The sequence below is a fragment of the Methanolobus sp. WCC1 genome (genome assembly GCF_045690315.1).
Classification (GTDB): Archaea; Halobacteriota; Methanosarcinia; order Methanosarcinales; family Methanosarcinaceae; genus Methanolobus; species Methanolobus tindarius.
On the sequence record NZ_CP146979.1, the window covers coordinates 908,009 to 920,055 of the forward strand.

The 12,047-nt window shown below is 43.4% G+C and carries 12 protein-coding genes; 2 read left to right on the forward strand and 10 right to left on the reverse strand.

Going from position 1 to position 12,047, the window contains the following annotated elements; genetic code table 11:
* Positions 1-5: 5 nt before the first annotated feature.
* Complete coding sequence (locus V7O61_RS04605) at positions 6-578, reverse strand: DUF1847 domain-containing protein (protein WP_407282592.1); 573 nt, start codon at positions 576-578, stop codon at positions 6-8.
* A gap of 100 nt (positions 579-678) precedes the next feature.
* On the reverse strand, positions 679-1,377 hold the full coding sequence (locus V7O61_RS04610) for a DUF169 domain-containing protein (protein WP_407282591.1): 699 nt from the start codon (positions 1,375-1,377) through the stop codon (positions 679-681).
* A 271-nt stretch (positions 1,378-1,648) separates the two neighbouring features.
* On the opposite strand from V7O61_RS04610, the gene V7O61_RS04615 reads away from it, so the two are divergent.
* A complete protein-coding gene (locus V7O61_RS04615) occupies positions 1,649-2,128 on the forward strand; it encodes a NifB/NifX family molybdenum-iron cluster-binding protein (RefSeq protein ID WP_407282590.1) in 480 nt (159 codons plus the stop codon).
* 314 nt (positions 2,129-2,442) lie between these two features.
* Here the strand turns inward: V7O61_RS04615 and cfbA (V7O61_RS04620) are convergent, their stop codons facing one another.
* Both cfbA (V7O61_RS04620) and cfbA (V7O61_RS04625) read right to left on the reverse strand, forming a co-directional pair.
* On the reverse strand, positions 2,443-2,838 hold the full coding sequence (gene cfbA, locus V7O61_RS04620) for a sirohydrochlorin nickelochelatase (protein ID WP_407282589.1): 396 nt from the start codon (positions 2,836-2,838) through the stop codon (positions 2,443-2,445).
* A 672-nt stretch (positions 2,839-3,510) separates the two neighbouring features.
* Complete coding sequence (gene cfbA, locus V7O61_RS04625) at positions 3,511-3,906, reverse strand: sirohydrochlorin nickelochelatase (protein WP_407282588.1); 396 nt, start codon at positions 3,904-3,906, stop codon at positions 3,511-3,513.
* A 251-nt stretch (positions 3,907-4,157) separates the two neighbouring features.
* On the opposite strand from cfbA (V7O61_RS04625), the gene V7O61_RS04630 reads away from it, so the two are divergent.
* Positions 4,158-5,423 carry a hypothetical protein gene (locus tag V7O61_RS04630; RefSeq protein WP_407282587.1) on the forward strand — a complete coding sequence of 422 codons (1,266 nt, stop codon included), beginning with the start codon at positions 4,158-4,160 and terminating at the stop codon, positions 5,421-5,423.
* A gap of 75 nt (positions 5,424-5,498) precedes the next feature.
* On the opposite strand, the gene fdhD is transcribed toward V7O61_RS04630, so the two are convergent.
* The 6 genes from fdhD to V7O61_RS04660 are packed head-to-tail and all read right to left on the reverse strand — an operon-like array spanning position 5,499 to position 11,629.
* The gene (gene fdhD, locus V7O61_RS04635) at positions 5,499-6,326 is read right to left on the reverse strand and encodes a formate dehydrogenase accessory sulfurtransferase FdhD (protein WP_407282586.1); all 828 of its coding nucleotides are present in this window, start codon (positions 6,324-6,326) and stop codon (positions 5,499-5,501) included.
* Positions 6,323-7,636 (reverse strand): formylmethanofuran dehydrogenase subunit B, encoded by a 1,314-nt coding sequence (locus tag V7O61_RS04640; RefSeq protein ID WP_023844208.1) that lies wholly within the window; start codon positions 7,634-7,636, stop codon positions 6,323-6,325. The genes fdhD and V7O61_RS04640 overlap by 4 nt, the downstream gene beginning before the upstream one ends.
* 1 nt (position 7,637) lies before the next feature.
* On the reverse strand, positions 7,638-8,027 hold the full coding sequence (locus V7O61_RS04645) for a molybdopterin dinucleotide binding domain-containing protein (RefSeq protein ID WP_023844207.1): 390 nt from the start codon (positions 8,025-8,027) through the stop codon (positions 7,638-7,640).
* 10 nt (positions 8,028-8,037) lie between these two features.
* Positions 8,038-8,847: a formylmethanofuran dehydrogenase subunit C gene (locus tag V7O61_RS04650; RefSeq protein ID WP_023844206.1), complete on the reverse strand. Its 810-nt coding sequence runs from the start codon at positions 8,845-8,847 to the stop codon at positions 8,038-8,040.
* A gap of 5 nt (positions 8,848-8,852) precedes the next feature.
* Positions 8,853-10,607, reverse strand: a complete 1,755-nt coding sequence (locus V7O61_RS04655; protein ID WP_023844205.1) for a formylmethanofuran dehydrogenase subunit A — start codon at positions 10,605-10,607, stop codon at positions 8,853-8,855.
* 2 nt (positions 10,608-10,609) lie between these two features.
* On the reverse strand, positions 10,610-11,629 hold the full coding sequence (locus tag V7O61_RS04660; RefSeq protein WP_407282585.1) for a 4Fe-4S binding protein: 1,020 nt from the start codon (positions 11,627-11,629) through the stop codon (positions 10,610-10,612).
* Between the last annotated feature and the right edge of the window lie 418 nt (positions 11,630-12,047).

A 12,047-nucleotide genomic window follows, 5' to 3' on the forward strand; every position in this document is an offset into this window, starting at 1 on the left:
CCTGCTCAGTCCATGATTCCAAACACTTTCTTCAGGTAATATCCTGAATAGATGGCTCCTGCAGGGTTGTGTGCAAGCACGCGGTCTTTTACGATGAACGTGGTAACCGGTGCAGCCGAATGTTGTGTGAAAAGTATGTCGTGGCCTATGCAAAGACCTATGATGATGTTGAGTTCTGTCCCTTTCTTTTCAAGCATCATTGCCTGTCCGATGGGGTTACATGTGGGGTCAAAGGTGTCAGGGTGCAGTTTCTCAAGATCGTAATCTTCTTTACTGATACTGGAAACTTTACAGCACACTGAGTATACTTCAAAGTGTTTTTTGAGAATTTTTTCTATGACCTCTGCTTCTCTTTCCATTCCTACACAGAAAGCAAGACCCAGTTTTTTGTATCCCATGCCTTTGGCATAAAGGATTATTTCTTCCAGTCTTGTTTTCTGCATATAGTACTGTGCTTCGATGGAAGCAGAAGTTTTCATTGATTCCAGTTCATTTCCTTCATAACTGATATCATCGGTTATGCCTGCACAATCCTTGCCTTCACGGCACATTTTATCGTCACAGTGTGCGCATTTCATTGGAGACCACCATATGGCCCTGGCTCAGGTCATATGGGGTATGATATTCTCTCATATGAGATAAAATGAATGGTGTCCAGTCTGGTGCAGGACTTGAATCTTAGTTTTTCCTTGCTTTCTGCATTGGTCCGTCAGCTATTTTTTCAAGTGCTTCGACCATCTTTTCCATATTGTCAAATGGAATTCCGGCTATCATCTCGTCATTTCCGATGTCTGTTGACCTGCGACAGCCATAACAGCCAAGACTCATGTTCATCTTGCCACTGTGGATGGGTATGATGGTGGAATCCACGCATGTTGCCTGGAATGCAGCAGTGCTGAAATCCAGTCTTCCGCCTTCGAAGAATGTGGCTGCAGGGATCAGCCAGTAGAGTGTTTCCGGAAGATCAACAAGTATGACTATGTCCGGTTTTGTCTTGAATTCCTTCAAAGGAGCGACAACTGTGGCAATTGTACTTTCCTCTTCAAATTCAGAACGCTGGCCGATCATATTTGCAGCAGCATCGGAGCAGTCATACATTCCAAGGTTTGCATGGAATTCTCCTTGCTTCACTTTGGGAGGTATGGGTACAAGTCCAAGGCTTGAGGCACCAACCATGCATGCGTGTTTGTCTGCAGGAATTACAAAGGATTCTCCTTTCCTTGCCTTCATTATTGACTGGCAGTGCCTGATATTCTTTTCAGGTTCGCTGAATTCCTCGGGTATTTTTTCACCTTTCTTTACTACTTTTACTGCAACCGGCTCATTTCTGAGCTCAAGTATGTTTACAAGTTTCTCTGCTATCTCCGCATTGTTCATGATTTAACCTCCACAACTTATATATAGAAGATTATTTTTGTAACTATATTTACCTTTCTGATTCCCGCTTGCTTATCACTATATTCAATTATGTTGCAGGCAGAACTTTTTAATCATTATGTCTTTTCTTTCACCGGATGAAAAATACATAGTTTCAATGGGTAAATTATTTATATTTACCCTCTTATGAGGATATGGGAATTGAATGCAGGTTTATGGTGCAAATACCTGTATTTTCAACAAGGGAATGAGTACAATGGGAGATATTTAAGTGAAAGTATGCGTGACAGCCAGATCTGAAAGATTGGACGCTCCAGCTGACCCTGATTTTGGAAGATGCCGGTATTTTGTGATCGTAGACACTGACTCTATGGAAATTAACAGCCTGAGAAACAAGACTTTTTCATTTTTAGGTGATGATACACTGGCAGCTCAACTACTTCTGAACCGGGATATTGATAAGCTTATCACAGGAAATATCGGCTCAAAGGCTTTTTCGATGCTCTCTTCAAAGGGTATAGATGTGCTGGCACTGAACGAAGGCTCCGTAGAAGATGTAATAAAGGATTTCGGGGACAATATACTTAAGAAGCTGGAATCTCTGGATTCTCCTTTTGACCACCGATATGAAATTCAGGCACGTGGATATCGGAGGTACAAAGAATGGATGAAAGCGGAACTTGCTTTCGACGATCTCAATGTATCTGTGGAAAGTCCTGATTTACATGATGGTGTAAACGGCTTATACTGAACAGGATTTAGAAATCTTTGGATTCAGTATTTAATACAACTGCACTTTTTCACTAGTCTTCAGGATAGTAGTAAAGGAACATGCCGCCTGCAGCGGGTGGTCACATTGTTCTTTGTTTATCAATTGTTTTTGCTGAGTTTTCCGAAATACAGGGAACAATATGTTAGATTTATCGAAGTTGTGAATAACAAAATTATCCCGAAGGGTCCGGCGAAGCTGGCACGGTCCGAAAATATGCAAAAAATCTGTTAGTCCTATTTTCTATTTTGTGAACTATAAAAAAGAGAAAAAGAGTACTGTGTCAATGACACAGCTTAAAGTGCTTCCTGCACTCTCTTGAAGATAAGATCTGCGACTAGCTTGTCACTTCCAATCGGTTTGGCATAGGTAATTTTTACATTCTGTCCGTCAAGCTCTACCTCTCCTTCGTTTGTTTCAGGGTCGAGGTTGATAAACTCCGGGATATCTTCTGTGAGGTGAACTCCGGATGCCATGAATACTGGTGCAGCAGCTATTTTTGTGACACCTGTGCCTTCAAAGTCCATAAGTGCCTCTTTAACCTTAGGGTCACTGTGCTCTACGAATCCCACTCTTATAACATACTCTGGGTGTTTCTTTGAGATCATGTCTGCGATCTCGGTGACAACCTGGTTGTTGTATGGTAATCTGCTGCCGTGTCCAATGATTAAAAGTCCTATTTTTTCAGTCATAATGTATAACCTTCTTTCCAAAACATCATTAGCAATAAGGTATATATGTCTTTGCAAAATTAACACGCGTGAATCTGATTTTTTCTCAACATCATGTAAAATATTGCAGTTTCCAGTAGTGACAAAATGGATTATTGAAACCGGTTTAAAATTCCTGTCCTGAATTATGGTTTCGAATGAATTATAGTTTCGAATTATGGTTCAGGATTTAATTTTGATGGAATATCCATCAAAAGTACAAAAACAGTGATAATAATGGATTTGTAGAAATCCTGTTGATATGAGTTATATTAACTTTGTTCTGTTTAAGTCCCATAAAACAATCTACAAACTAAAAACAAAATAACCATACGCCGAAGGCGGTCGTTCCAATTTCCCTGCATAGAAGATATTTTGCAAATTGTTGCATGCATACTAATAATTCGCAAGAGTTTTCAAAGAACATATTCTGGGATATAATTCAATTCCTTCCTTCCTTCCACCTTCTGGAAAAGACCGGCTTCGTTGGGCCCTTCGGGATGATTTGAGTTATCCAGGAAATATAGGATTTCTACAGAATCACAATAAGGATAACAATACTACTAATCGCCCAGTATAAAGTCAATGAAAATATTGCAAAAACAAAAAACAGAATTTACCGGTAAAAAGAGAATACTGCATCAGTGATGCAGCTTAAAGTACTTCCTGTGCTCTCTTAAAGATGAGGTCTGCGATGAGCTCGTCACTGCCAAGAGGCTTTGCGTAGACTATCTTTACCTTCTCTCCGTTGAACTCGATCTCGCCTTCGTTTGTCTCTTCATCGAGTTTGAGGATTCCAGGGATGTCTTTTGTGATATGGATGCCTGATGCAAGGAATACAGGTGCTGCAGCGATTGTTGTTACGCCTGTACCTTCAAAGGACATGAGTGCTTCTTCTACGGTAGGCTCACTGTTCTCCATGAATCCTGCCTTTACCACATACTCAGGGTTCTTCTCTGCGATCATGTTTGCGATCTCGGTAACAACCTGGTTGTTGTATGGTAATCTGCTGCCGTGCCCAATAGCTAAAATTCCAATCTTTTCACTCATAATGTAACCTTCTTTAATGTGTATAGTAATATTCTCAACAGTAATTGTGTTACGTTGTAGGGGGTAGTAGTGTGGTTATGGGATATAATGGTTTTCGTTTGGCTGTGCTTGTAACGGCGTGAAATATTATTTACTCTTAATTCGCTTTGCTCCGACATTCACAGAAAACAAATAGAAACATATATACTATATTTAGTTCTTCTCATAACTATCGATAATTTTGTTCGCTCAGTCCTGGAGGAGGGAATCATATGAGAACCGTACTTAATATTCCACTTGAATTGAGAACATGTTCCTGCATAATGATCTTTATAATATCGTTCATTTGCCTTACAACCCTGTCTTCTGCAACTTACGCACCTGCGGAAGAATGGAATCGGACGTTTGTCTATGAGGATTACGATGAGTCAGGTATTTCTGTTCAGCAAGTCTCTGACGGTGGTTATATAATTGCAAGCATTTCCAGTAATCTTTCGAACAACGATAATAATATTCTTTTAATCAAAACTGACTCTGAAGGTAACTATCAATGGAATCAGACTTTCGGAGGGGAATATGCTGCCAGAGTAAGAGCTATTCAGCAAACTTTTGATGGCGATTACCTTATTTCAGGTTATTCTTTCAGGTCTGACTTTCTCGATGCATGGATGATAAGGACTGATTCTCAAGGAAATCAGCAGTGGAATAAGACTTTTGAAGGTGATTCTGATAATGGATTGTATCTTGTCCAGCAGACTTCAGACGGTGGTTATATAGTTGCCGGTCAAGTTACAAATGGATCTGCTGTCTGTCTTATTAAAACAGATTCCGAAGCCAATCGTCAATGGATTCAGACCTTTGGTGATTATTATCGTCAGGAAGCGGCATCTGCACAAGAGACCAGCGACGGTGGCTATATAGTTGTAGGAGCAGTATATACGTCTGAATATGATAATCCAAACGTCTGGCTAGTCAAGACAGATTCGTATGGCAATTATCAATGGGATCAAATTTTTGGTTGGGATTATTGCAGTGATATTGGCTACTCTGTTCAGAGAACTTCTGATGGTGGTTATATTGTTGCAGCTAAAAGCAATTTCATGTATCCTTACTGGGATCCAGTGGAAGTTCCGTGGGGTTCTGATGCTTTGTTGATCAAATTCGATCCGAATGGTACTTCTCAATGGTATAGAATATTTGGTCAGAATAGCTTCAGTGAGGAGGCATCTTTTGCTCAAGAGACTTCCGATGGTGGATATATTTTGCTTGGTTCGGACTGGATGTCAAATCTCTGGCTCATCAAGCTTGAAAATAATTATTCTGTTCCGGGTAATATAGGCAGGGAGGAATCTGTTGGCTTTGCCGGTTTTACTTATGAGTATATCTATGATGAAAATAGCACTGGTCGTTTTATTGAGGAGGATGAAGATTATTACGATGATGACTTTGACTATGAAGAAGAAACTGTGCCGGGATTCCAGCTTTTCACTGCAATTTCTGTAATTGCTTTGCTACTCATCGTAAAAAGACGCTGGTAAATGAAATGCTAAGTAAAGTCAGGAAGGGTGTGTCAGTCAAGGTTTAGGTGCATTAAGAATAGTAAAACCTGCTGATTAGTTCACCTGAATTCTCCCTTCCCCAGCATACACATACAGATTCTTCCCCCTCACAAAAGCCACCAGCGCAATCCCTGCCTTCTCAGCCAGCTCCACAGACTCTCTCACCGTGGCACCCTTGCTGGCTACAAGGGGAATGCCTGCATTCATAGCTTTAGACACCATAGTTGATGCCAGTCTGCCGGTGGTCACAAGGCAACAGTCTGAAAGCTCGGTGCCGTTCATCAGGGCTTTTCCAACAACCTTATCGACAGAACATGCTCTTCCTACGTCCTCACAGAAGAAGAGAACTTCTCCCTGTTTGTTGCATATCATGGATGTGTGTGCCCCTCCTGTTCGGTGCCATATTCTGCCAAGTTCTTTTAACTGGCTTACTGCACGGGTTATCGCACCAGTAGTGAATTTAGTATCGGAACCTATCTGCTTAATAACATCCTTGCGGTATGATGTTATTCCACATCGTTCAAGATGTGTTAGTTCCTCCAGTTCAGGAGTATTTATTTCTATCTCGCAAAAAATAGAATTATCTTCGATCTTTATCGAATCTACCTGTGTGTCAGGTTCAATGAATCCCTCGCAAACGAGAAATCCCAGTGCAAGCTCTTCAAGTTCATGAGGACTTGCAAAAAAAGTAGTTACGTGAACGTTATTCACGAAAAGTTCGAACTTTTCCTCGACAATAACGTCCACAGTAATGTGTTGTTTACTGTTCTCAGTGATCTCCAGGCACTCTATGGGGACATAAAAGGGAGAGGAAATACTTTCCTCACCTTTGCGGAAGGTTTCATCCTTCCCTTTCCTTTCTGAGTACCAGTGCTCACTCATGCTTCCTTTTTAGCCTTTACCTTTGCAAAGAGCTGCTTGAGGGTGTCCTCATTGCTCTTTGTTTCAGGGAATGGAGAGTCTGTGAATGGTTCAAAGTATACAGGCACGTTGTCGAGTCTGTAGAATGTACCGTCACATTCCATAGCATCAATTACACCAGGCAGAACTACATCTGCTGCTGTGGTTGATGGGCATGGTGCAATGTCAAGGCAGATCATTGGTATGTCTGCGAGATACTTTGCAGCATCTGCCGGAATGTGGTTCACAAGGTCAGCAGACATGATAAATGCTGCATCAACATCTTTCTCCCTGAGAAGGTCTACAGTTGTTGTCTCTCCAGGGTTGTACCTTGGATATCCCTTCATGAAGTCAAGGCCGAATGGGTAACCGTAAAGGTAGGATGCAAGCTGGTTGAATCCTGCTACGTTACAGTGACCTCTAAGAGCTCCGATATTACACTTGGTGTAATTGTTCATCTCCTTGACGAAGTTCAGTGCAATCTCAATGTTCCTGTGTTTACCGTATGAGGATGAAACACCAAGACCAACGTACATAGCAACAAAGTTTGCTTCCTTCATCATCTCAACTGTCTGCTTCATCACTGAAATTGGGATTCCTGTGATTTCCTCTACAGATGGATGTGGCTCCTTGCCATTGAGGATTGTGAACATTGCGCTGAGAAGTTCGTAGTCTGAACTTGGGTTAAGCTGAAGGTGCAGATCTGATGCAACAGCGGTAGGGGTTACCCTTGGGTCCACTGTGACCATTGTCCTGTCAAATCTTCCTCTCTTTGTCCAGTAACCTCTTGGGAATACACCGTACTTGGACATGTGTCTTGGCATGGATTCCAGTGCATTGACACCCCAGTAGACGGTCATGTCAGCTCTGTTCTTTGCCTGACCGGCGGTAGCTCCTACCATACCGGATTCCTGAATACCCATAACAGTTGGTCCGTGGCAGATTGTTGCGTTGGAGTCTGCTGGTGCACCAAGATATTCAGCAATGTGTAATCCTACTTCCTGTGCTTCACAGGAGGTCTCACTTCCAAGGAAAAACAGTGGGCGTCTTGCATTTACAAGAATATCTGCTGCCATCTCAAGTGCTTCTTCCCAGCTGACGTCCTTTACCTTTCCGTTCTCTCTGATGGTTGGTTTCAGGATCCTGTGTGAACTTACGACTTCCTGGAACTTTGCGTTACCCATCTTACATGCATTCTGCACATCGATTGTACGGTTCTCGGTATCCAGATCGACCTGAACATCGTCACATGAACCTCCACAGACAGGGCATATAATGTTCTTATAGACCATTTTATTCACCTCCCATGTACAGCTTCAGGACAACTTCCTCGGCGCTGAGTACCTCTTCATCAGTTGGTTCTACTGTAACAGGAGCTCCCTTATAACGTGGTGAACCTGTTGAGAATGTGTCTGGCTCAACGACAACATTTGCCCAGATGGACCTTGGTATGAATACCTGTCCTGATCTCATTGCCTCTGTTACCTTTGGACGAACTGCAACTGTGTGCTTTCCGTCTCTGGATGTTACTGCTACCTTCTCAGGGCATCCAAGAGATGTGTAGTCCTCTGCACACATCCAGCATACTGCACATTCCTTTGTGTAATCATCGGAATACTTGTTGCCGCCTTTGGCAAGTCTTCCTTCGTTAATTGTACTTCCTGTGTTGAGTAATGCTTCCATGATTAACACCTCACAGACACTCGTTGTTGTCACAGGATACGTACATTACACCCTTTCCTTTCTGTGGAATGGCATAGTCGCCTGTGAACTTCTTGTATTCTCCAGGGCACTCGATGTCGCCGAACTTGAGGTCTGACTCAACACCTTCCATTGTAAATCCTGGTGTGAATCTCTCAATGCAACCACCGACAACGATAGTACCACCGGTCATCTCTGCTCCGACAGTTCTGAAAGCGTTTCCTTTTATTACGAGAAGACCGCCATTAATGCGGATTCCGCTGAAGTGCTTGACACTACCGCCGATAATTATTTCTCCGCCTGCAAGGCCACCGCCTACCTGGCTGACTGCGTCACCGTCTACAGTGATACGTCCGCCGGTCATTCCTTTCCAGCTACCACGGTATGCGCAGCCAATGTGGTCTTTCGCATTACCTTTGATGTGGATGGAACCGCCTTTCATATCCATGCCAGCCCATGATTCAGAGTCACCTTCAACGATGATCTCTCCGCCACTCATTGTAGATCCTGTGTGCATACCTACGCTGCCCTTTACCAGAATCTTTCCGGCAGTCATTTCCTGTCCGATACGCTTTACCCTTGGGATATCTCCGTCAATAATGATGGTCGTGTCCTCTGCTGAGCTTCCACCGTTTCCTTCTACTGAGAAAAAGTCTGAAAGAGGATATTCTGCAGGGCCCTGCCAGACAAGCAACTTTCCGATCTCATCTGCATTTTTACCGGCAAAGTTGTCAGGTGTGACAACCTCTGCCTCAACGGTAAGGTCGAAATTTCCTGTTGGTTTAAGAATTACGTCTGCCATTAGTATCACTTCTCCGCATTTACCTGAATTGGTGTTGGGTTTGCCAGATACTTGTCAGGTGTTGGATAGTGTTTGAATCCGAGTGAATAGTACTTGAACCATTTCTTGACATCCTTGAGCATACTGTTCTCTGCATCCTCATCGGTTGCAATGTCAGAGTAGAATGTGTTCTTCTCAGGGATTGCAACGATCTCGCCCATCTGGGAAACTACTTCTCCTGCCTTGATGGTGTATGCAGCGTTCTCGAATCCTCTTATGATGCTCTCGTAGTCGTTGACTTCGAGGCTCTTTGGATCAATATCATAGATTGCGACGTCACCGTCTGCACCGACACCAAGTGTACCCTTCCTGTATGACATACCGATTGTCCTTGCAGGGTTTGCACGGGTGATGGTTGCTATTTCAAAGAGGTCCATTTCCCTTGTTTCTGCACCAAGATCGGTTCTGTCCTGTGCCCACTTGTGGCATTCTGCAAATGTATCCTGTCTTGCCTTGTTGGACATAAGCCATGCAATGACCTGTGGGTACTTTGTGAATGGTCCGCCGTTTGGACTGTCAGTTGTCATGATACTCTTCCATGCGTCCTTGACGTAGAGAAGTACTTCAAGACCCATTGCCCACTGTACACTGTGTACAGGGTTGCCCTTCAGGTATTCGAATGGGAGTACACCGGAACCACATTCAAGTTCCACATCTGTGTTTGACCACTTGTGGCCTGTGAGTACGTAGAGGTCGTGGATTGCAGGACCGTCACCGGTCATGACTGTTGCGTCACCGAATGGTACACAACCACTGTCCATTACAACGTGATCGACACTGTTTACATAGTCGGTGATTCCTTTTACACCAGACTCAAAGTCTCTCCATGATGTACCGCCAAAAGCATTGAACTGGCAGTGTGTAAGGTAAACTGATTCGTGCCTCTTAGCATCTCTTTTTGTTTCTGACCACTCAACATCTGCGTTTGGCTTTGCCTTTACATTCTTTGGTATCTTGAGTGAGTCCCTTGTGATTTCCCAGCATCCCGGGTGACCAAGGTTGTTTGCGTGCAGGTGCACTGGCATTGGGATACCGAGCTTCTCGTTAAGCTCCGTAAGTCCCTTGATCATATCTTCAGGTGTAGTTTCGAAGTGAATATTGGACTGGTCAAGAGCTCCTACGTTCTCTCCCCATCCCCAGTTCTCTACACCTGCAGGGTTGACACACTTAATTCCGTATGTCTTGTGGGTCTTCATCATCCATGAAACGTATGCTGCTGCCTTGTCGATATCTCCTTCCTTGAGGTATCTCATAAGGAACCAGTTGTTACCCAGTACAAGATATCCACCCATGTCAAGCATAGGTGTTGAGCGCATTTCCTCGTGTGTGTGGCGTGCTTCCATTGGTGGGACAGCTGCCTCAAAAACAGTTGTGTATCCCATCTTGGAGTACTCGTATCCACCAAGGTAAACTGATGGTACACTGTATCCGCAGCCTGAGTGTGTAAGTGGCGTCTTCTTCTGGTAGTGCCTGTAGTGGTCTTCAGGTCTCATCATCCTACCAACGTTGACCTTAGCTCCTGCAACGTGGGAGTGTGAGTCAACACCACCAGGCATTACTGTCTTGCCCTTTGCATCTATTTCCTTTGCATCTTTCATGTCGGCGCCGGAAAGCTCAGTGACTACCTTTCCGTCTTTGATGAAAATGTCCATCATTTCGCCGTTAATGTCGTTGAGCGGATCGTAAACGTAACCGTTCTTGATTGCAATAGTTCCTGCCATGTTTAAACCTCCCTCTTCTCAAGTGTAATGGCACTTACAGGGCAGATCATTACACATGCACCGTCTGATCCACAGAGATCCTGGTTAACGACCTGTGCCACACCGTTCCTTACTTCAAGGACCTTCTTGCCATCGACATCGTTCAGGCATCCTGCTGCAACTTCTTCATCCGTTGCATTTACAGGACAGACAATTACACAGTTTCCACATCCAAGACATGCATCTTCATCGATGACAAGTGTTGATGTGAGTGTAGGTCTCTTCATTTCCGCATTGAGCAGTTTCTTCTCAAGAAGTGTCTTTTTGTCGACTTCCGGAAGAATTCCTGTCTTTGTAACAGTAATAGCTTTAACAGGACATGCCATGTCACATGCACCACAGTAAATACATGCATCTGCGCGCTGTTCTACCTTGTTTACAATTTCTCCTGCTTCCCAGTCAGGGTTAAACAGTGCATTGCATGGGCATACATCTACACAGCTGCGACATGCGGTACATACTTTATCATCCTGTACCCATGTGCCTTCAAATGGCTTTTCAACGCTGATAGCTTCAGCAGGACAGACTTCTGCACACCAGCCACAGTGTATGCAACATTCTGTGTCAATAATAGTTTCACCGTCTACACTGGCAGTTCCATCGTTGGAAAGCCACTGTTTGACTTCAATGCAGCCCTGTGGACAGATCTGTTCACAAAGTCCACAGTGTACACAGTTGTCATTGACTGTTGTGTCCTTAAGTGCAACGCTTATGTAAGCATTATCATTTACAGACTCGCCGGCCTGTTTCAGTTCAAGTGCACCTGTTGGGCATGTCTTAGCACAGATTCCACATACAATGCAGAGTTCTGTCTGGTTCTCAAGGAAATCTTTGTCGATAAGTCCTCTGGCCACGGCTCCAACTGAACCGATAACTAATGAACCTTTAGGACATGCCATAACGCACGTTCCACAACCGATACACTTCTCAGGAGTGTATTCGAGTTGCTTGTCGTCTTTTACTCCAAACACTACTTCGTTCATTTGATCTTCTCCGTAATCCTGCCTAATAAGTACAAATGCTTCCAGGTCATGTCTTGTGAAAGATTGCAGCGGTTCTGCAGAAAAAATGCAGATATCAGTATTACTGAGGCCACTAAAGAACATTTCTCAATCAAGCACTTTTTGTGTTTGCGGGCATGAATACGCCTTTTTCAACAAGTCTTACTTTCAGGCTAAAAACCTTCGGAAAAACTTGCTTACAATCTTGATTCTCAATGATCGTGTCACTTTACTTAAATTCCAACCCATGGGGTCGGGAATTGTAAAATATAGTGACTCGTATTTGTTATAAAAGTATCGTTTGTATCTGTTGTTGTCGTTTGTATTTTTTGACTGTAAGTTTACCTCGCCAACCAACTGTATATATATTTTAATAAAAAGCATATTTTTCGTAGGATTT